This window comes from Variovorax sp. MPBD4-3 (genome assembly GCF_058809745.1).
Window position 1 is genome coordinate 33,043 of record NZ_JBXASW010000011.1, and the last position, 17,743, is coordinate 50,785.

At 68.2% G+C, this 17,743-nt stretch carries 21 protein-coding genes; 10 read left to right on the forward strand and 11 right to left on the reverse strand.

What is annotated here, in order from left to right; genetic code table 11:
* Positions 1 to 60: 60 nt before the first annotated feature.
* Together AC1RVW_RS09105 and AC1RVW_RS09110 are read left to right on the forward strand one after the other, a co-directional pair.
* Positions 61 to 531: an Lrp/AsnC family transcriptional regulator gene (locus tag AC1RVW_RS09105; RefSeq protein WP_106937065.1), complete on the forward strand. Its 471-nt coding sequence runs from the start codon at positions 61 to 63 to the stop codon at positions 529 to 531.
* Between the two features lie 14 nt (positions 532 to 545).
* Positions 546 to 1,139 (forward strand): TMEM175 family protein, encoded by a 594-nt coding sequence (locus AC1RVW_RS09110; protein ID WP_493199425.1) that lies wholly within the window; start codon positions 546 to 548, stop codon positions 1,137 to 1,139.
* Here AC1RVW_RS09110 and AC1RVW_RS09115 read toward each other — a convergent pair.
* From AC1RVW_RS09115 to AC1RVW_RS09130, 4 genes are all read right to left on the reverse strand, one after another.
* The gene (locus tag AC1RVW_RS09115; RefSeq protein ID WP_493199427.1) at positions 1,136 to 1,363 is read right to left on the reverse strand and encodes a hypothetical protein; all 228 of its coding nucleotides are present in this window, start codon (positions 1,361 to 1,363) and stop codon (positions 1,136 to 1,138) included. The genes AC1RVW_RS09110 and AC1RVW_RS09115 overlap by 4 nt on opposite strands.
* Before the next feature lie 61 nt (positions 1,364 to 1,424).
* Positions 1,425 to 1,889 carry a hypothetical protein gene (locus AC1RVW_RS09120; protein ID WP_493199429.1) on the reverse strand — a complete coding sequence of 155 codons (465 nt, stop codon included), beginning with the start codon at positions 1,887 to 1,889 and terminating at the stop codon, positions 1,425 to 1,427.
* Between the two features lie 88 nt (positions 1,890 to 1,977).
* Positions 1,978 to 2,664, reverse strand: a complete 687-nt coding sequence (locus tag AC1RVW_RS09125) for a YceH family protein (protein WP_285412827.1) — start codon at positions 2,662 to 2,664, stop codon at positions 1,978 to 1,980.
* 81 nt (positions 2,665 to 2,745) lie between these two features.
* Positions 2,746 to 3,780 carry an isocitrate/isopropylmalate dehydrogenase family protein gene (locus tag AC1RVW_RS09130; protein ID WP_285412828.1) on the reverse strand — a complete coding sequence of 345 codons (1,035 nt, stop codon included), beginning with the start codon at positions 3,778 to 3,780 and terminating at the stop codon, positions 2,746 to 2,748.
* A gap of 228 nt (positions 3,781 to 4,008) precedes the next feature.
* Between AC1RVW_RS09130 and metG the strand changes: the two genes are divergently transcribed.
* Complete coding sequence (gene metG, locus AC1RVW_RS09135; protein ID WP_493199432.1) at positions 4,009 to 6,108, forward strand: methionine--tRNA ligase; 2,100 nt, start codon at positions 4,009 to 4,011, stop codon at positions 6,106 to 6,108.
* A gap of 62 nt (positions 6,109 to 6,170) precedes the next feature.
* Positions 6,171 to 7,850: a SulP family inorganic anion transporter gene (locus AC1RVW_RS09140; protein WP_205367358.1), complete on the forward strand. Its 1,680-nt coding sequence runs from the start codon at positions 6,171 to 6,173 to the stop codon at positions 7,848 to 7,850.
* 13 nt (positions 7,851 to 7,863) lie between these two features.
* Here the strand turns inward: AC1RVW_RS09140 and AC1RVW_RS09145 are convergent, their stop codons facing one another.
* Entirely contained in the window at positions 7,864 to 8,340 is a 477-nt protein-coding gene (locus AC1RVW_RS09145; protein WP_493199538.1) for an outer membrane protein assembly factor BamE, read from the reverse strand.
* 69 nt (positions 8,341 to 8,409) lie between these two features.
* On the opposite strand from AC1RVW_RS09145, the gene AC1RVW_RS09150 reads away from it, so the two are divergent.
* From AC1RVW_RS09150 to AC1RVW_RS09175, 6 genes are all read left to right on the forward strand, one after another.
* Positions 8,410 to 8,616 carry a DUF3460 family protein gene (locus AC1RVW_RS09150; protein ID WP_081265980.1) on the forward strand — a complete coding sequence of 69 codons (207 nt, stop codon included), beginning with the start codon at positions 8,410 to 8,412 and terminating at the stop codon, positions 8,614 to 8,616.
* A gap of 78 nt (positions 8,617 to 8,694) precedes the next feature.
* A complete protein-coding gene (locus AC1RVW_RS09155) occupies positions 8,695 to 9,531 on the forward strand; it encodes a segregation and condensation protein A (RefSeq protein WP_493199435.1) in 837 nt (278 codons plus the stop codon).
* A 33-nt stretch (positions 9,532 to 9,564) separates the two neighbouring features.
* Positions 9,565 to 11,139, forward strand: coding sequence for an L-aspartate oxidase (nadB, locus tag AC1RVW_RS09160; protein ID WP_493199540.1), 1,575 nt, complete (start codon positions 9,565 to 9,567; stop codon positions 11,137 to 11,139).
* A 156-nt stretch (positions 11,140 to 11,295) separates the two neighbouring features.
* Positions 11,296 to 12,138, forward strand: coding sequence for a pantoate--beta-alanine ligase (panC, locus tag AC1RVW_RS09165; protein WP_493199437.1), 843 nt, complete (start codon positions 11,296 to 11,298; stop codon positions 12,136 to 12,138).
* Positions 12,135 to 12,773, forward strand: a complete 639-nt coding sequence (queE, locus tag AC1RVW_RS09170; protein WP_493199439.1) for a 7-carboxy-7-deazaguanine synthase — start codon at positions 12,135 to 12,137, stop codon at positions 12,771 to 12,773. Before panC ends, queE begins: the two co-directional genes overlap by 4 nt.
* A 41-nt stretch (positions 12,774 to 12,814) precedes the next feature.
* Positions 12,815 to 13,177: a 6-carboxytetrahydropterin synthase gene (locus tag AC1RVW_RS09175; RefSeq protein WP_493199441.1), complete on the forward strand. Its 363-nt coding sequence runs from the start codon at positions 12,815 to 12,817 to the stop codon at positions 13,175 to 13,177.
* A gap of 122 nt (positions 13,178 to 13,299) precedes the next feature.
* On the opposite strand, the gene nadA is transcribed toward AC1RVW_RS09175, so the two are convergent.
* The 6 genes from nadA to AC1RVW_RS09205 all read right to left on the reverse strand — a co-directional run bounded on the left by nadA (position 13,300) and on the right by AC1RVW_RS09205 (position 17,666).
* The gene (nadA, locus tag AC1RVW_RS09180) at positions 13,300 to 14,436 is read right to left on the reverse strand and encodes a quinolinate synthase NadA (protein ID WP_493199443.1); all 1,137 of its coding nucleotides are present in this window, start codon (positions 14,434 to 14,436) and stop codon (positions 13,300 to 13,302) included.
* Between the two features lie 11 nt (positions 14,437 to 14,447).
* Positions 14,448 to 15,326 (reverse strand): carboxylating nicotinate-nucleotide diphosphorylase, encoded by an 879-nt coding sequence (gene nadC / locus AC1RVW_RS09185; RefSeq protein ID WP_493199445.1) that lies wholly within the window; start codon positions 15,324 to 15,326, stop codon positions 14,448 to 14,450.
* A gap of 24 nt (positions 15,327 to 15,350) precedes the next feature.
* The gene (locus AC1RVW_RS09190; RefSeq protein ID WP_493199447.1) at positions 15,351 to 16,385 is read right to left on the reverse strand and encodes an NAD(P)H-dependent glycerol-3-phosphate dehydrogenase; all 1,035 of its coding nucleotides are present in this window, start codon (positions 16,383 to 16,385) and stop codon (positions 15,351 to 15,353) included.
* Between the two features lie 24 nt (positions 16,386 to 16,409).
* Positions 16,410 to 16,874: a protein-export chaperone SecB gene (secB, locus tag AC1RVW_RS09195; protein ID WP_081265989.1), complete on the reverse strand. Its 465-nt coding sequence runs from the start codon at positions 16,872 to 16,874 to the stop codon at positions 16,410 to 16,412.
* Positions 16,875 to 17,001: 127 nt separating this feature from the next.
* The gene (grxC, locus tag AC1RVW_RS09200) at positions 17,002 to 17,262 is read right to left on the reverse strand and encodes a glutaredoxin 3 (protein WP_409196135.1); all 261 of its coding nucleotides are present in this window, start codon (positions 17,260 to 17,262) and stop codon (positions 17,002 to 17,004) included.
* Positions 17,263 to 17,282: 20 nt separating this feature from the next.
* Complete coding sequence (locus AC1RVW_RS09205; RefSeq protein WP_409196369.1) at positions 17,283 to 17,666, reverse strand: rhodanese-like domain-containing protein; 384 nt, start codon at positions 17,664 to 17,666, stop codon at positions 17,283 to 17,285.
* Positions 17,667 to 17,743 lie beyond the last annotated feature (77 nt).

A 17,743-nucleotide genomic window follows, 5' to 3' on the forward strand; every position in this document is an offset into this window, starting at 1 on the left:
CGGTATGGGCGCGCAAAATCGCGCCCATTGACGCAACGTTTTTGCGTCGCCCGCCCTCGCATGACACCTCTGGACGCCCTGGACCTTCGCCTGCTCGACCTCGTGCAGGCCAACAGCCGCATGCCGCAGAGCGAACTCGGCGAACGGGTGCACCTGTCGACGGCCGCCGTCAACCGGCGGCTGAAGCGCATGCTCGACGAGGGCGTGATCCAGCGCTACGGCGCAGTGCTGTCGCCCGCCGCGCTGGGCCATCCGCTCACCATCGTGGCCGAGGTGGAGACCGAGAGCGAGCAGATCGAACTGCTCGACGCCATGAAGCAGAGCTTCCGCGACTGCCCGCAGGTGCAACAGTGCTACTACGTGACGGGCGAGTGGGACTTCATCCTGGTCTTCGTGGTGCGCGACATGGCGCAGTACACCGCGCTGACCCGGCAGCTTTTCTTCCAGAGCAACAACGTCAAGCGCTTTCGCACGCTGGTGACGATGGACCCGGTGAAAGCGAGCCTCGACGTGCCCGTTTCACGCCCCTAGACAGGCAGGCCGCGATGTACCCCAAGAACCGCCTCGACGCGCTGACCGACGGCATCTTCGCCGTGGCCATGACCATCCTCGTGCTCGACCTGCGGATCCCCGACGAAACCGCCGTGGGCGCGACCGAGGCCTCGTTCTATCAGGCCCTGCTGGCGCTGAGCCCCAAGTTCGTTCCTTACCTGCTGAGCTTCTACGTGTTGGGCGCGAGCTGGCTATCGCTGATCAAGGCCCGTTCGCGCGGCGAATCGGTGGGCGCGGGCTATGCGAAGTGGAGCCTGTTCTATCTGCTGTTCGTGACGCTGCTGCCCTTCTCGACTGTGCTGATGGGCCGCTTCACCTCGCACACCGTGGCAACGGCCATCTACGCGGTGAACATCGGCATCATGGCCGCCACGGCCTTCCTCCTGATGTCGCTGCTGCCAGACCCGGTGAAAGACGAACACTGGGTGGACCGGCGCATATCGCTGCTGGTGCTGCTGGCGTCCTGCGTGCTGACGTTAGTACTGAGCTTCTTCAGCCCCGGCAAGGCGCTGTTCGCGTTCTTGCTGAACGGCCTGGCGGGTATGTTGGTACGGCTGTACCTGCGCCGTGTGCCCAAGCCGAACTAGCACAGGCCGACCAGCCCCAGCGGCGCCATGTGCCATACGCCTGCAGCAATGGCCGAGACGATGACGATCAGCAGGCCAGCCATCGTGATGCCCGACGAGGTGCTGGCAAGCACATGCGACAGCTTGCCGCAGTGGCTGCATTCGACGGGCCTGGCACGGCTGGACCAGCGCTTGGCCATGCTGTCGATACCGGGCTGGCGGCAATGAAGACAGGTGGATGTCATTCTGCTCCGACGGAAACGTCGGGAGCTCACGATAGCCGAGCTTTCTCGAAGTGCGCAACCCTCAACGCACAGGCTGTGCCTGCAGCATCGAGCGCAGCAGCATCAGCACCGCGCACACGATGGGTGCCAGCGCCAGCAGCCGTCCGGGCTCGAAGGCCAGCCCGGCCACCGCGCCGACGAGGCAGCCGAACTTAATCCACCCCGGCACCGCCTCCCAGCCGCGCCGGTGCGCCACCGCGAAGCCGATCAGCGCGAGCCAGCCGAACAGGCCGCCGAAGACCGACAGCACCCAGCTCAGCAGGTAGAAGGCCGAATCCGCATCGCGGAGAGCGAGCGCGGTGCCCAGGCCGCGCCAGGTGTGCCACCAGCCGTCGAAGAGAAGGAAGCCGGTGGCCGATGCGGCCCACCAGAAGAACGCATAGAGGCTTGCGATGCCGGCCAGTGCCGCGAGCCAGCCGAGCAGGCGCCGGCTGATGTCGTCGAAAGGCATGTGATCGCGCCATGCGGCGATCTGTCCGTGGTCCATGTCCGGTGCTCCATTGAAGAGTTGGCAATGGGCACGACGTTAGGCAGCCGATGCGCGGGCTGCGTGAAGCCCGTGTGAAGTACCGGAATCAGTCCGTTTCGGAAATCCCGAGCTCGGAGCACACGCGCCCGAGCAGCGCCTTGAGCGACGCCACCTCGGTTTCGAGCCGCGCCACGTTGGCCTTGAGCGCCGCGACCTCGCCCAGCGACACGTCGTGCGGCGCATGGGCGGCGTCGGACGATGCGCTCCCCGGTCCGGCGACTTCTTCCGCCGGCGTGCCGCTCAACAGGTGCGCCCAGCGGCTTTCCCGCGCACCGGGCAGCCGCGCCAGCTTGACGACCAGCGCACCGGCCGGGCGTTCCGCCAGTTCGTTGAGGAAGCCCTCGACCGACGAGATGTCGGCAAAGTTGTGCATGCGGTCGCAGGCGATGCGCAGCTCGCCCGCCGTCTGCGGGCCGCGCAGCATCAGCACGGTCAGCAGGATGACCGACTGCGAGGGAATGCGCAGCACGCGGTCGATGTTGTGCTCGTAGCGGTAGGCGCGCCCGCCGCTGGTTTCGGCGACGAGGCTGTAGCCCTTCAGGCTGTCGATGGCGGCCTGCACCTGCGACTCGGTGAGCTCGAGCACCGGGTTTCGGCTGGTCTTCTGGTTGCAGCCCGACACCAGCGAGTTGAGCGTGAGCGGGTAGCTGTCGGGCACGGTGCGCTGCTTCTCGGCCAGCACGCCGAGGACACGGGTTTCGAGGAGGGACAGGACGGGCAACGGATTGGACATGGCTCGACGGAAATTCTCGGAAATGAAGACGCAAGGCACGGCACGGGGCGCGACCGCGTCGCAAGCCCCATGCGGCGAAACTCAGCCGCCGTTGATGCGGGCGACGAGCGCCTTCGTGAACGCCTCGGTGCCCGCCGTGCCGCCCAGGTCGCCGGTGCGCACCTTGTCGATGTTCAGCGTCTCGTCGATGGCCGTGCGCAGGCGCGTGGCCAGTTCGGGCAGCCTGACGTGGTCGAGCATGAGCGCGGCGGCCAGCAGCAGCGCGGTCGGGTTGGCGATGCCCTTGCCGGCGATGTCGGGCGCGGAGCCGTGCACCGCCTCGAAGATCGCGGCGTCGGCGCCGATGTTGGCGCCGGGCGCCATGCCCAGCCCGCCGACCAGGCCCGCCACCAGGTCGGACAGGATGTCGCCGAACAGGTTGGTCGTGACCAGCATGTCGAACTGCCAGGGGTTCAGCACCAGCTTCATGGCGCAGGCGTCGATGATGACCGTGTCGAGCTCGAACCTGCCCTTGTACTTCTTCTCGTACAGGTCCAGGCCGGTCTCCAGGAAGATGCCCGTGAGCGCCTTCATGATGTTGGCCTTGTGCACGATCGTGACCTTCTTGCGGCCCGTGGCCACGGCTGTCTCGAAGGCGTACTCCAGCAGGCGGCGGCTGCCCTGGCGGGTGTTGATGCCGGTGGCCATGGCCACGGCGTGCGGGTCGCCGTCGATCGGTACGTAGTGCTCGTGGCCGATGTACAGGCCTTCGAGGTTCTCGCGCACGACCACCAGGTCGATCTTGTCGAAGCGGCCGCCCGGAATGATGGTGCGCGCGGGGCGCAGGTTGGCGTACAGCTGGAACTCCTCGCGCAGCCGCACGTTCGACGAGCGGTACCCGCCGCCCGAGGGCGTTTCCAGCGGCCCCTTCAGCGCGAGGCGGGTGCGGCGGATGCTGTCCAGCGTGGCCAGCGGCAGCGGGTCGCCGGCGGCCACCACGCCGCCCAGGCCGGCGATCTGGCGGTCCCATTCGAAGGGCGCGCCCAGCGCATCGAGCGCGGCCAGCGTGGCGTCGACGATTTCGGGGCCGATGCCGTCGCCGGGGATCAGGGTTGCGGGAATGCGAGGGGAGGTCATCGGCGGTGTCTCACTTTCTGTATCGGGGGCTGGAGCATACGTCGCGTGCGCGACAGTGCTGGGGGCCGGTGTACCCAAGGCACTGTTTGCCTGAGGTGTTTGTGGTGCGCGAAGGGGGTGGAGCGGCGCAAGGCGTGGGGGGTTGGATGCCGGCGTCCAACCCACGGCCGGACGCCGCCACCTAAAATGCCCGGTTCCCCGTCAGCCACTCCGAAAGCGCCCTTCCCGATGTCCGCCCCGCGCAAGCTCTTCGTCACCACCGCCCTGCCGTACGCCAACGGCAAATTCCATATCGGCCACATGATGGAATACATCCAGGCCGACATCTGGGTGCGGAACCAGCGAATGAACGGCGCCGAGGTCAACTTCGTGTGCGCCGACGACGCGCACGGCGCGGCCATCACCATCGCGGCCGACAAGGCCGGCGTGACGCCGCAGGCCTTCGTGGCCGAGATTGCAGCCGGGCGCAAGCCGTATCTTGACGGCTACTACATCTCCTTCGACAACTGGCACTCGACCGACGCGCCCGAGAACCACCAGCTCGCGCAGGACATCTACCGCGACCTGCGGGCCAACGGCCTGATCAGCACCAAGAGCGTCGAGCAGTTCTACGACCCCGAAAAGGGCATGTTCCTGGCCGACCGCTTCATCAAGGGCGAGTGCCCCAACTGCCATTCGAAGGACCAGTACGGCGACAACTGCGAGGTGTGCGGCGCCGTGTACGCCCCCACCGAGCTGATCAATCCCTACTCGGCCCTGTCGGGCGCCAAGCCCGAGCTGCGCAGCTCGGAGCACTTCTTCTTCAAGCTGTCGGACCCGCGCTGCGAGGCCTACCTGAAGGAATGGACCGCCGCCCCCGGCCACGTGCAGTCCGAGGTGCAGAACAAGATCCGCGAATGGCTCTACAAGGACGACGAGGGCAAGGGCGGCCTCGGCGACTGGGACATCAGCCGCGACGCGCCGTACTTCGGCATCGAGATCCCCGATGCGCCGAGCAAGTACTTCTACGTGTGGCTCGACGCGCCCGTGGGCTACCTGGCCTCGCTGAAGAACCTGCTGGACAAGCGCTGCATCGAACTCGGCGGCGACGGCATCTCGTACACCGAGTACATGGCCGACCCCGACCTCGAGCAGGTGCACTTCATCGGCAAGGACATCATCACCTTCCACACGCTGTTCTGGCCCGCGATGCTGCACTTCAGCGGCCGCAAGGCGCCCGACGCCGTGTACGTGCACGGCCACCTCACGGTGAGCGGCGAGAAGATGAGCAAGAGCCGCGGCACCGGCATCGACCCGCTCAAGTACCTGTCGATCGGGCTCGACCCCGAATGGCTGCGCTACTACATCGCCGCCAAGCTCAACGGCCGCAACGAAGACATCGACTTCAACCCCGAGGACTTCGTGGCGCGCGTCAACAGCGACCTCGTGGGCAAGTACATCAACATCGCCAGCCGCGCGGCGGGCTTCATCGGCAAGCGCTTCGGCGGCAGGCTGGGCGAGGTGTCGGCCGACGGCGACGCGCTGCTGTTCACGCTGCGCGACGCGGCCACCCAGATCCACACGCTGTATGACGGCCGCGACTACGCCCGCGCCCTGCGCGAGGTGATGGCGCTGGCCGACAAGGTGAACGAGTACGTCGACCAGAACAAGCCCTGGGAGCTGGCCAAGAAGGAAGGCGCCGAGGCGCGCCTGCACGACGTGTGCACCGTGTGCATCGAGGCCTTCCGCCTGCTCACGCTGTACCTGAAGCCGGTGCTGCCGGCGCTGGCGCTGAACGTCGAGGCCTTCCTGAAGACCTCGCCGCTGGTCTGGGCCGATGCAGCGCAGTCTCTGCCCGCGGGCCACGCCATCGGCGACTACAAGCACCTGATGCAGCGCGCCGACCCCAAGCAGGTCGACAAGCTGTTCGATGCGCCCGAGGCACCCGCTGCGGCACCCGCCGCCGCGCCGGAAGCCCAGGAGCTGCCCGGCGGCGAAGCCATCGCGCCCGCCATCACCATCGACGACTTCGCGAAGATCGACCTGCGCATCGCGAAGATCGTGGCCTGCGAGAAGGTCGAAGGCTCGACCAAGCTGCTGCGCCTGACGCTCGACGCGGGCGAAGGCAAGACCCGCAACGTGTTCAGCGGCATCGCCTCGGCCTACCAGCCCGAGCAGCTCGTGGGCAAGCTCACGGTGCTGGTCGCCAACCTCGCGCCGCGCAAGATGAAGTTCGGCATCAGCGAAGGCATGGTGCTGGCCGCGAGCCACGGCGACGAAAAGGCCCACCCCGGCATCCACGTGCTGGAGCCGTGGCCGGGCGCGACGCCGGGCATGCGCGTGCGCTGATTCCCGGGCGGGACGGGGTCGATTCGGGGCGCGGCGTCGCGCGGGCCACAATCGGCGGGCCCATGCATTCCCCGCTGAACCTCCACCGCTTTCGTCCACGCTTGATGGACGCGCTCGCGGATTACAACCGCGCGCGTTTCTTCAAGGACCTGGGCGCGGGCGCGACGGTCGGCATCGTGGCGCTGCCGCTGGCCATGGCCTTCGCCATCGCGTCGGGGCTCAAGCCGGAGGCCGGCATCTGGACGGCGATCATCGCGGGCTTCCTGATCTCGCTGCTGGGCGGCTCGGCGGTGCAGATCGGCGGGCCGGCGGGCGCGTTCATCGTGATCGTCTACGGCATCGTCGAGCGCTACGGCGTCGCCAACCTGCTGATCTCCACCGCCTGCGCGGGCGTGCTGCTGTTCATGGCGGGGCTCTTCGGGCTGGGGCGGCTGGTGCGCTTCGTGCCGCTGTCGATCGTGGTGGGCTTCACCAACGGCATCGCGGTGCTGATCCTGCTGTCGCAACTCAAGGACCTGCTGGGCCTGACGGTGGCGAAGATGCCGGCCGACGTGTTCTCGCAGCTGCACGCCATGGCGCTGCAGATCGGCACCTTCAACCCTTACGCCTTCGCGCTGGGCGTGGCTTGCGTGGCGGGCCTGCTGCTGTGGCCGCGGCTGCTGCGCGCCGAGTCGAAGATCGGCGCCGCGGTGCTGCGCGTGGGCGGCCGGGTGGCGCGCACGCGGGCCGTGCAGGTGGGCGCGCGCATGCCGGGGCCGATCGTGGCGCTGGTCACGCTCACGCTGGTGTCCTGGGGCTTCGAGCTGCCGGTGGAGACCATCGGCACGCGCTTCGGCGGCATTCCCGAAGGCGTGCCGGCCTTCGCGCTGCCCGACTTTTCATGGGAGACGGTGAAGCAGCTGGTCACGCCCACGCTGACCATCGCGCTGCTCGGCGCCATCGAATCGCTGCTGTGCGCGCGCGTGTCCGACCAGATCAGCGGGCAGCCCCGGCACGACCCGAACCAGGAACTGATGGCGCAAGGCATCGCGAACGTGGTCACGCCCTTCTTCGGCGGCATGCCGGCCACGGGCACCATTGCGCGCACCGTCACCAACATCCGCTCGGGCGGCACGTCGCCGATCGCGGGCATGGTGCATGCGCTGACCTTGCTGCTGGTGGTGCTGCTGGCCGCGCCGCTCGCGCGCCATGTGCCGCTCGCGGTGCTGGCGGGCATCCTGGTGTTCGTGGGGCTGAACATGGGCGAGTGGCGCGAGTTCACGCCAACGCAGCTGCGGCATTTCAGCCGGCACTACCGGCTGCTGATGCTCGGCACCTTCTTCCTCACGGTGGTGTTCGACCTGACGGTGGCGGTGCAGGTCGGCATCGTGCTGGCTTGCGCGCTGTTCATCCGGCGCATGAGCGGGCTGTTCAGCGTGGAGCTGGTGACGCTGCAGCCGCCGGTGCTGACCTACCGCATCTACGGCGCGCTGTTCTTCGGCGCGGCGGCCAAGCTGGACGAGGCGGTGAACGCCGCCGAGCGCGCGCCGCGCGGCATGACGGTGGTGCTCGACGCCACGCACCTGATCTACCTGGACGCCACGGGCGTCGACGCGCTGCGGCAGTTGCACCGCGCGGTGCTGGCGCGCGGCGGGCTGCTGCGCATCGAGTCGCTGCAGCCCCAGCCGCGCGAGGTGATCGAGCGCTCCGGCTTTGCGGAGGAACTGGTGACGGGCCGGCCCGCCGCGGCCCACGGCGCCTGAGGCCGCCTTGGGATCAGGGCGCCTCGGTGCCCCGGTCGGGCGAGGAGCCGCTGCGCACCACGCGCTGGTCGTCGTTCAGCGTGGCGGTGAAGACCATGGAAGAGTTCGGCGGCTGCACCCAGCGCCATTCCCATTCGGTCTCGCGCCTGAGCGCATAGGGCGTGACCTTGGCGGGCTTGCCGAGCATCTTGCGCAGGTCTTCCATCATCATGCCGGGCTGCACCCTGGCGAAGTTCTCGGGCGTCAGCACCTGGCGCAGCGCGCTCATCTTGCCGTCCGTGCCGATGGTGATCATGTAGTTCTTCTGGCCCTGCGGCTGGCGGTTGTATTCGAAGATGCGGCCGCGGTTGGGGCCGTCCCAGATGTTCTCGGGCTCGCCGAAACGGGCACGCACGTCGGCCTCGGTGGAGACGCCCGCCTCGAGTTCGCTGATGTTCTTCGAGTCGCAAGCCGCGAGCGCCAATACGGTCGCCAGCAACGCCGCCGCCATGCCGATCCCCCACCCTTTGCGATGCTTCATGCCGTCCCCGGTAAAATTCGCGCCATAAAGGTCCAGTCTATGTCCATCTTCCGCCGCCCCCACTACTCTTCCGAGATCACGAACTTCATCGAGGAGATGAAGGAAAAGAAGCCAACGCTGGAAGCCGAACAGCGCGCCGGCCGCGCCCTGCTGTGGGACAAGCACCTCGACCGCAGCCTGCTCGAGGAATACAGCGAAGCCCGCGTCCCGATGCAGCCGTACGTCTACCAGACCCAGCCCAAGTAATTCATCGGTGAAGCCGAATTGGCATCCAACCCTCGCCAGCATTGCGCCGACAGCTATTGAAATGATAGCGCTCGACCGATGAACGGAGACGAGGACAACGGCACGCTGGTGGTCGGCATGCCCGACGTGGTCGACCAGGTCGCGCTCGCGAGGCTCTATGGCGAGCCGCTGTTCGCGATGCCGAAGGACCTGTACATCCCGCCCGAGGCGCTGCAGGTGTTCCTCGAGGCCTTCGAAGGCCCGCTGGACTTGCTGCTCTACCTGATCCGCAAGCAGAACTTCAACATCCTCGACATCCCGATGGCGGGGCTCACGCGGCAATACCTGAGTTATGTCGACGAGATCCGCCAGACGAATCTCGAACTCGCGGCCGAGTATTTGCTGATGGCCGCGATGCTGATCGAGATCAAGTCGCGCATGCTGCTGCCGCCCAAGAAAGTGGCCGACGGCGAGGAAGCCGAAGACCCCCGCGCCGAACTGGTTCGCCGCCTGCTCGAATACGAGCAGACCAAGCTGCAGGCCGCCGCCATCAGCGCCATGCCGACCTACGGCCGCGACTTCTGGAAGGGGCAGGTCTACATCGAGCAGTCGCTGAAGCCGCGCTTCCCCGACGTCGACGTGGCCGAGCTGCGCGACGCCTGGGCCGACATCATGAAGCGCGCCAAGCTCGTGCAGCACCACAAGATCTCGCGCGAGGAACTCAACGTGCGCGAGCACATGAGCATCGTGCTGCGCCACCTGCAGGGGCAGCGCTTCGTGGAGTTCGAGAAGCTGTTCGACGTGTCGCGCGGCGCTCCGGTGCTGATCGTCACCTTCATCGCGATGCTGGAGCTCGCGAAGGAAACGCTCATCGACATCACGCAGGCGGAAGCCTTCGCTCCCATCTACGTCAGGCTGGCCTACTCGCCAAGCTGACCCAACCGGCTCCCAGACCCAGTGACTTCCGCCGTGCGCGACTTCGACGTCCTCATCGTCGGCAGCGGCCTGGCCGGCCTCTCGGCCGCGCTGCACCTGGCGCCCACGCACCGCGTGGCCGTGCTGACCAAGCGCGCGCTGGCCGACGGCTCCAGCGCCTGGGCGCAGGGCGGCATCGCCGCGGTGCTGGCGGCCGGCGACAGCTTCGACGCGCACGTGGAAGACACGCTGGTGGCCGGCGCCGGTTTGTGCGATGCCGAGGCCACGCGCTTCGTGGTCGAGCATGCGCCCGAGGCCATCGGCTGGCTGCGTGAGCTGGGCGTGCCCTTTTCAGAGGAAGACGGCGGCCTGCACCTCACGCGCGAAGGCGGCCACAGCCAGCGCCGCATCGTGCACGTGACCGACGCCACCGGCGCGGCGGTGCAGCAGGTGCTGATCGAGCGGGTGCGCCGCACGCCGAACATCACGCTGTTCGAGCACCACACGCTGGTCGACCTGATCACCGGCCACAAGCTCGGGCTCGCCGACCCGGCCTGCCAGGGCCTGTACGCGCTCGACGACAAGACCGACGAGGTGCTGGCCTTTAGCGCGCCGCACACCATCCTGGCGACGGGCGGCGCGGGCAAGGTGTACCTGTACACCACCAACCCCGACACAGCCACCGGCGACGGCATCGCCGCCGCCTGGCGCGCGGGCTGCCGGGTGTCGAACCTGGAGTTCATCCAGTTCCACCCGACCTGCCTGTACCACCCGCACGCCAAGTCTTTCCTGATCAGCGAGGCGGTGCGCGGCGAAGGCGGGCTGCTCAAGCTGCCCGACGGCACGCGCTTCATGCCCAAGCACGACGAACGCGCCGAGCTCGCGCCGCGCGACGTCGTGGCCCGCGCCATCGACTTCGAGATGAAGAAGCACGGCCTGGACTGCGTGTACCTCGACATTTCGCACCAGCCGGCGGCGTTCCTGAAGGAGCACTTCCCCAACATACTGGCGCGCTGCGCGGAGCTGGGCATCGACATCACGCGCGAGCCGATCCCCGTGGTGCCGGCCGCGCACTACACCTGCGGCGGCGTGCTCGGCGACCTGAGCGGGCGCACCGACGTGCCCGGCCTCTACGCCATCGGCGAGACCGCATGCACCGGCCTGCACGGCGCCAACCGGCTGGCCAGCAACTCGCTGGTCGAATGCATGGTGTTCGCGCGCGCGGCCGCCGGTGCCATCGCCTCGGCACCGTTGCGCGAGCGCGCCGAGCTGCCGGCCTGGGACGACAGCCGCGTCACCGACGCCGACGAGGCCGTGGTCATCTCGCACAACTGGGACGAACTGCGCCGCTTCATGTGGGACTACGTCGGCATCGTGCGCACCAACAAGCGCCTGGAGCGCGCGAGCCACCGCATCGCGCTGCTGCAGGCCGAGATCCACGAGTTCTATGCGAACTTCCACGTCACGCGCGACCTGCTCGAACTGCGCAACCTGGTTCAGGTGGCCGAGCTGATCGTGCGCTCCGCGCAGGCCCGCCACGAAAGCCGTGGCCTGCATTTCAGCCGCGACTACCCCTCGCTCGCCGAGCGCGCCACACCCACGGTGCTGGCGCCTGCGGCCGACCGTTAGCCCCACCCGCTTCGTTTTCTTCACTCAAGGATGCCCGGCCACCGACGCCCGCAGGGAGAAACCCAACCATGTCGAACACCACCCCGCCGGCCTCGCCCTGAGGCAGCCTGCCGACGACCCGCTGCACACCGGGCAGATACAAAGGAACCGCTCCCCATGTACATCGCAAACACCATCGAAGAACTGCGCGGCCGCCTGTCCGCCAGCAAGCGCCCCGCCTTCGTGCCCACCATGGGCAACCTGCACGACGGCCACATCGCGCTGGTGAAGCAGGCCAGGCCGCTGGGCGACGCCACGGTCGCGAGCATCTTCGTCAACCGGCTGCAGTTCCTGCCGCACGAAGACTTCGACACCTACCCGCGCACCTGGGACAGCGACTGCGAGAAGCTGCGCGCCGCCGGTTGCGACGTGCTGTTCGCCCCCACCGAGAAGGTGCTGTACCCCGAGCCCCAGACCTGCAAGGTGCACCCCGACCCGGCGCTGGCCGACATTCTGGAGGGGCACTTTCGCCCCGGCTTCTTCATCGGCGTGTGCACGGTGGTGATGAAGCTCTTCCAGTGCGTGCAGCCGCGAGTGGCGGTGTTCGGCAAGAAGGACTACCAGCAGCTGATGATGATCCGCCACATGGTGCGGCAGTTCGCGCTGCCCATCGAGATCGTGGGCGGCGAGACCTTCCGCGCCGACGACGGGCTGGCGCTGTCGTCGCGCAACGGCTACCTGAACAAGGACGAGCGCGCGGAGGCCGTGCAGCTGTCGAAAGCGCTGCGGGCCATGGCCGAGGCGGTGCGCGAGGGCGAGCGCGATTTGGCCGCGATAGAAGCGCGGGCAATGCAGTCGCTGGCGCAGCGCGGCTGGCAACCGGACTATCTTGTGCTGCGGCGCCGTTCCGACCTCCAGGCGCCGTCCGCCGGGGAACCGCTCGTGGCACTGGCCGCGGCGCGGCTGGGCAGCACGCGGCTGATCGACAACCTGGAGATCGAGGCTTTCGCAACGCCATGAGCTACAGCGTCAAGGAAATCTTCTACACCCTGCAGGGCGAAGGCGGCCAGGCCGGCATGCCGGCGGTGTTCTGCCGATTCGCCGGCTGCAACCTCTGGAGCGGCCGCGAGGAAGACCGGGCCTCCGCCGTCTGCCGCTTCTGCGACACCGATTTCGTCGGCACCGACGGCACGCTGGGCGGCAAGTTCAAGACCGCCGACCTGCTGGCCGACACCATCGCCGCGCAATGGCCCGCCGGCGATGCCGATCACCGGCTGGTGGTGCTCACCGGCGGCGAGCCGCTGCTGCAGGTCGATGCGGCGCTGGTCGACGCGCTGCATGCGCGGCGCTTTCGCATCGCGGTGGAAAGCAACGGCACGGTCGAGGCGCCGGAAGGCATCGACTGGCTGTGCATCAGCCCCAAGGCCGGCGCGCCGTGGGTGCAGCAGCGCGGCCAGGAACTGAAGCTGGTGTGGCCGCAGGCGGCGTTCGACCTCGACACGATGGCGCGCACCGGCGAATTCACGCACCGTTTCCTGCAGCCGATGGACGGCCCCGACCGGGTCGCGAACACCGAGCTCTGCATTGCCGAATGCATGAAGCAGCCCGTGTGGCGGCTCAGCGTGCAGACCCACAAGATCACCGGCATCCGCTGAAGCGGCCGCCTCCTTTTTTCTCCGAGTTTCTTTTTTTGACGATGCGCTTCACCATCAGCCAACGCTTTTTCTTCGACGCCGCCCACACGCTGAAGCGGGAGATCGAAGTCGAAGGCAGCCGCCGTATCCACGGCCATACCTACCACGCGGAGGTGTGGCTTGCCGGCGAGCGCGATCCGGTGACGGGCATGGTGATCGACCTGGGGCTGCTGCGCCGGCGGCTGGAAGATGTGCGCGAGCAGCTCGACCATCACCTGCTGGACGACGTGCCCGGGCTGCATCCGCCGACGCTGGAAAACCTTTGCGTGTTCATTGCGGAGGCGTTGCCGGATTTGAGGGCGTCGCTGGCAAAAGTGCGGGTGTGGCGCGAAGCGCTGGGGGACAGCTGCACCGTGGAGTTCTAGGTTTTTCTTTCTCCCTCCCCTTCCGGGGGAGGGCCGGGGTGGGGGCAAGCGGCGCCACCACCGGGCACGCTCTGCCTGCCCCCATCCCAACCTTCCCCCAGAGGGGGAAGGAGCAAGACGGGTCAGGCGGCGCCGATGCCGGCGATCAGGCTGCCGGGCGCCTGGCCGTTCTTCAGCCCGGCCGTGAACGCCAGCATCCGATCGATCGGCAACCGCGCCCGCAGCCCCAGCGCCGGATCGACATGGATCTCGCCCGCGCCGGTTTCCAGCGCGTTCGCCAGCTCCACCAGCCCGTTCATCGCCATCCACGGGCAATGCGCGCAGCTCTTGCAGGTGCCGCCGTTGCCGGCAGTGGGTGCTTCGATGAAGGTCTTGCCGGGATTCAGCGTGCGCAGCTTGTGCAGCATGCCGCTGTCGGTGGCAACGATGAATTCGCTCGCGTCCATGCGCTGGGCGGCATTCAGGATGGCGGAGGTCGAGCCCACCGCGTGCGCCAGCGCGATCACGTCCGAGGGCGACTCGGGGTGCACCAGCACCTTGGCCTTCGGATGCTCCTTCATGAGCAACTCGAGCTCCAGCGCCTTGAACTCGTCGTGCACGATGCAGGCGCCGTTCCAGCTGACCATGTCGGCGCCGGTCTGGCGCTGGATGTAGTCGCCCAGATGGCGGTCGGGGCCCCAGAGAATTTTTTGCCCCGCCGCGTGCAGCGCGTTCACCACGTCGAGCGCGCAGCTCGAGGTGACGAGCCAGTCGGCACGCGCCTTCACCGCCGCGCTGGTGTTGGCGTAGACCACCACGGTGCGGTCGGGGTGCTGGTCGCAGAAGGCGCTGAACTGCTCCACCGGGCAGCCCAGGTCGAGCGAGCAGTTCGCGTCCAGGTCGGGCATCAGCACGCGTTTCTCGGGCGACAGGATCTTCGAGGTCTCGCCCATGAAGCGCACGCCAGACACCACCAGCGTCTGCGCGGCATGGTCGCGGCCGAAGCGCGCCATCTCGAGCGAATCGCTCACGATGCCGCCGGTTTCCTCGGCCAGGTCCTGCAGGTCGGGGTGCACGTAGAAGTGCGACACCATCACCGCTCCTCTTCCCCCGTCATGTTCGCGCAGCAGGCGGCGGATGCGCTCCTTCAGCGCGATGCGCTCGTCGGGCGAAGGCTCGGGCGGCACACGGGCCCAGGCGTGGCGGGTGTCGCAGGCGGAGCCCGCCTGCGATCCGGCGGGCTGTTCGTAGTCGACGTCGATGACGGAAGCGGTCGTCATGGCAAGAAGGCTCAGTTGTCCTGGAAGCGCATCGAATAGTCGACGGCTTTCACGTCCTTGGTCAGTGCGCCGACGGAAATGCGGTCGACGCCGGTCTCGGCCAGGGCGCGCAGGCTGTCGAGCGTGACGCCGCCGGAGATTTCCAGCACGGCCTTGCGGTCGTCGCCCACGGCGTCGTTGATGCGCACGGCTTCGCGCAGCGTGGGCAGGTCCATGTTGTCGAGCAGCACCATGCGCGCGCCGGCTTCCAGCGCCTCGTGCAGCTGGGCCAGCGTCTCGACCTCGACCTCGACGAAAGCGGCCTGCGACGCCACCGGCGCGACCGCATGCAGCGCCGCGGCAACGCCGCCGGCGGCGGCGATGTGGTTTTCCTTGATGAGCACCGCGTCGTACAGGCCGATGCGGTGGTTCAGGCCGCCGCCGGTGCGCACCGCGTACTTCTGCGCCAGGCGCAGGCCCGGAATGGTCTTGCGCGTGTCGACGATGCGCGCGCGCGTGCCGCGCACCGCGTCGGCGTAAAGGGCGGTCTTGGTGGCGACCGCGCTCAGCAGTTGCAGGAAGTTGAGCGAGGTGCGCTCGGCCGTCAGCAGCGCGCGGGCCGCGCCTTCGATCTCGAGCACGACCTGGTCGGCCGCGCAGCGCTCGCCTTCGGCGCAGCGCCACTCGACGCGCACATCGGGGTCGAGCTGCCGCAGCGTGGCCTCGACCCAGGGGGCGCCGCACACCACGGCCGATTCGCGCGCCAGCACGCGGGCGCGGGCCCGGCGGGCGGGATCGACCAGCGACGCGGTCAGGTCGCCGTCGGCAACGTCTTCCTGCAGCGCACGAGCGGCATCGGAGCGGGCCAGCGCGGCCACGGCCGACGCTGAAAAATCAAAGCGAAGGCTCATGGCTCTTTCTGTCTTCAGTCTTTTTCAGGAGGAATGGCGGGGGGACGGCGCGGGCGGCACGGATTCCGGCACCGGGTCGCGGCCGGTGAGCGCCGCGACGGCGTCCTGCGGACCCACGCGGCCGTCGAGCAGCGCAACCACGCTCTCGGAGATCGGCATCTCGATGCCGAGGCCGCGCGCGCGCTGCACCACGGTGCGGGCGCAGTACACGCCCTCGGCCACATGGCCCAGCGAATCGACCGCCTGGGCCAGCGTGCGGCCCTGGGCCAGCAGCAGGCCGACCTTGCGGTTGCGCGACAGGTCGCCGGTGGCGGTCAGCACCAGGTCGCCCAGGCCCGAAAGCCCCATGAAGGTCTCGGCACGGGCGCCGAGCGCCAGGCCCAGGCGCGTCATTTCGGCGAGGCCGCGCGTAATGAGCGCCGCCCGGGCGTTGAGCCCGAGCGCGAGGCCGTCGCAAAGCCCGGTAGCGATGGCCAGCACGTTCTTCACGGCGCCGCCCACTTCCACGCCCACGATGTCCTCGTTGGCATAGACGCGCAGCGCCGGTCCGTGGAAAGCCTCGACGAGCGCATCGCGCACGGCGGCATGGGGGCTGGCGGCCACCAGTGCGGTCGGCCGCCCTTCGGCGACCTCCTGCGCAAAGCTGGGGCCGCTGAGCACGCCCGCGGCCAGGTCGGGTGCGACCTGCGCCCATATCTCGTGGGCGAACAGGCCGAAGGATTCGGGAGAGGTGTCGAGCGCGGGCTCCACGCCCTTGCACAGCCACGCCACCGGCGCGGTGGTGCCGCGCAGTGCGCTGAGCTGTTCGCGCAGGGAGGCCATGGGTGTGGCCACGATGACGAGGTCGGCGCCGGCCCGTGCCTGGCCGATGTCGCCCGCGCGCACGGCGAGCGAGGCCGGCAGTGCCAGCCCGGGCAGGTAGCGGGTGTTTTCCCGCGCCTTCGAGATGGCGTCGGCCTGGGCCGCGTCGCGGGCCCAGAGCGTGACCTCGTGGCGGCCCGCCGCATTGACGGCGAGCGCCGTGCCCCAGGCACCGGCGCCATGAACGCAGATCTTCATCGGCGTTGGCGGCGTCGTGCCGGTTTACTGTGCCAGGGTGGGCGCGGCCTGGCCGGAGGCCTGTGCCTGCTGCTGCTCGTACATCGCCTGGAAGTTGATTTCGGCGAGGTGCACGGGCGGGAAGCCGCCGCGCTGGATCACGTCGGCCACGTTGCCGCGCAGGTAGGGGTACACGATCTGCGGGCAGGCGATGCCGAGGATGGCGCCCATCTGCTCTTCGGGCAGGTTGCGGATCTCGAAGATGCCGGCTTGCTTGGCTTCGACCAGGAACACGGTCTTGTCCTGGATCTTGGTCTGCACGGTGGCCGACACGGTGATTTCGAAGATGCCGTCGGCCACGGGCTGGGCGTCCACGCCAAGCTGGATGTCGACGGTGGGCTGTTCCTGCTCCAGCAGGATGGCGGGCGAATTGGGTTGTTCGAGCGACAGATCCTTGAGGTAGACGCGCTGGATCTGGAAAACGGGATCTTGGGCTTGCTGGTCGGCCATGGCTGAACTTTCGAGGATCAAAACAATGCCCGCCGGGGAGAGGTTCCCGCAGCGGGCTGCAGATGAATAGGCGAACGATTATCGCCCGACGCCCGGGTCGCTCCCGCGGCGCCGGTTGCTTTCTGTTTCAGGCGCCCTGCAGCAGGGGCACGAGGCCGCCGCGGCTGTCGAGGGCCATCAGGTCGTCGCAGCCGCCCACGTGGGTGTCGCCGATGAAGATCTGCGGCACCGTGCGGCGCTGGGTGATTTCCATCATGGTGCTGCGCGCCTGAGGGTCGGTGTCGATGCGGATCTCCTCGATCTGTTCGACCCCCTTGGACTTGAGGATTTGCTTCGCACGCGTGCAGTAGGGGCAAACGGCGGTGGTGTACATCTTGACTGCTTGCATACGATTCATCTCGGGGAGGTTCAGGCCTTTTCAACCGGCAGGTTAGCCTCTTTCCAGGCTTTCAGCCCGCCGGCTACCGCTTGGGCCTGCTCGTAGCCGAGCTTCTTGGCGATGGCCACGCCGCGCTGGGCGCGGGCACCGGTGGCGCAGACCAGCAGCAGCGGCACGTTCTTGTTCTTGACCGCGCCGGTCAGCTTTTCCTCGAGCTGGTTCAGCGGCACGTTCCTGGCGCCGATCATGTGGCCGGCGGCAAACTCTTCGGGTTCGCGCACGTCGACCAGCACCGCACGCTCGCGGTTGATGAGTTGCACGGCGCCCTGCGCGGTGAGCGTTCCGCCGCCCGCCCCCCGCACCAGCGGCCAGGCCAGCATGGCACCCGAGCTGAGCGCGATCAGGATCAGCATCCAGTTCGCGGTGACGAATTCGATCAATTTCACGGGGGTTCCTTGAATGGCAAACCGGGGATTTTAGAATGCGGGGT

What these genes read in the sequence shown, in the direction of transcription:
- AC1RVW_RS09105 (WP_106937065.1), top strand. Translation starts at nt 61, where the DNA reads ATGACACCTCTGGACGCCCTGGACCTTCGCCTGCTCGACCTCGTGCAG.
- AC1RVW_RS09110 (WP_493199425.1), top strand. Translation starts at nt 546, where the DNA reads ATGTACCCCAAGAACCGCCTCGACGCGCTGACCGACGGCATCTTCGCC.
- AC1RVW_RS09115 (WP_493199427.1), bottom strand. Translation starts at nt 1,363, where the DNA reads ATGACATCCACCTGTCTTCATTGCCGCCAGCCCGGTATCGACAGCATG.
- AC1RVW_RS09120 (WP_493199429.1), bottom strand. Translation starts at nt 1,889, where the DNA reads ATGGACCACGGACAGATCGCCGCATGGCGCGATCACATGCCTTTCGAC.
- AC1RVW_RS09125 (WP_285412827.1), bottom strand. Translation starts at nt 2,664, where the DNA reads ATGTCCAATCCGTTGCCCGTCCTGTCCCTCCTCGAAACCCGTGTCCTC.
- AC1RVW_RS09130 (WP_285412828.1), bottom strand. Translation starts at nt 3,780, where the DNA reads ATGACCTCCCCTCGCATTCCCGCAACCCTGATCCCCGGCGACGGCATC.
- metG (WP_493199432.1), top strand. Translation starts at nt 4,009, where the DNA reads ATGTCCGCCCCGCGCAAGCTCTTCGTCACCACCGCCCTGCCGTACGCC.
- AC1RVW_RS09140 (WP_205367358.1), top strand. Translation starts at nt 6,171, where the DNA reads ATGCATTCCCCGCTGAACCTCCACCGCTTTCGTCCACGCTTGATGGAC.
- AC1RVW_RS09145 (WP_493199538.1), bottom strand. Translation starts at nt 8,340, where the DNA reads ATGGCGGCGGCGTTGCTGGCGACCGTATTGGCGCTCGCGGCTTGCGAC.
- AC1RVW_RS09150 (WP_081265980.1), top strand. Translation starts at nt 8,410, where the DNA reads ATGTCCATCTTCCGCCGCCCCCACTACTCTTCCGAGATCACGAACTTC.
- AC1RVW_RS09155 (WP_493199435.1), top strand. Translation starts at nt 8,695, where the DNA reads ATGAACGGAGACGAGGACAACGGCACGCTGGTGGTCGGCATGCCCGAC.
- panC (WP_493199437.1), top strand. Translation starts at nt 11,296, where the DNA reads ATGTACATCGCAAACACCATCGAAGAACTGCGCGGCCGCCTGTCCGCC.
- queE (WP_493199439.1), top strand. Translation starts at nt 12,135, where the DNA reads ATGAGCTACAGCGTCAAGGAAATCTTCTACACCCTGCAGGGCGAAGGC.
- AC1RVW_RS09175 (WP_493199441.1), top strand. Translation starts at nt 12,815, where the DNA reads ATGCGCTTCACCATCAGCCAACGCTTTTTCTTCGACGCCGCCCACACG.
- nadA (WP_493199443.1), bottom strand. Translation starts at nt 14,436, where the DNA reads ATGACGACCGCTTCCGTCATCGACGTCGACTACGAACAGCCCGCCGGA.
- nadC (WP_493199445.1), bottom strand. Translation starts at nt 15,326, where the DNA reads ATGAGCCTTCGCTTTGATTTTTCAGCGTCGGCCGTGGCCGCGCTGGCC.
- AC1RVW_RS09190 (WP_493199447.1), bottom strand. Translation starts at nt 16,385, where the DNA reads ATGAAGATCTGCGTTCATGGCGCCGGTGCCTGGGGCACGGCGCTCGCC.
- secB (WP_081265989.1), bottom strand. Translation starts at nt 16,874, where the DNA reads ATGGCCGACCAGCAAGCCCAAGATCCCGTTTTCCAGATCCAGCGCGTC.
- grxC (WP_409196135.1), bottom strand. Translation starts at nt 17,262, where the DNA reads ATGCAAGCAGTCAAGATGTACACCACCGCCGTTTGCCCCTACTGCACG.
- AC1RVW_RS09205 (WP_409196369.1), bottom strand. Translation starts at nt 17,666, where the DNA reads ATGCTGATCCTGATCGCGCTCAGCTCGGGTGCCATGCTGGCCTGGCCG.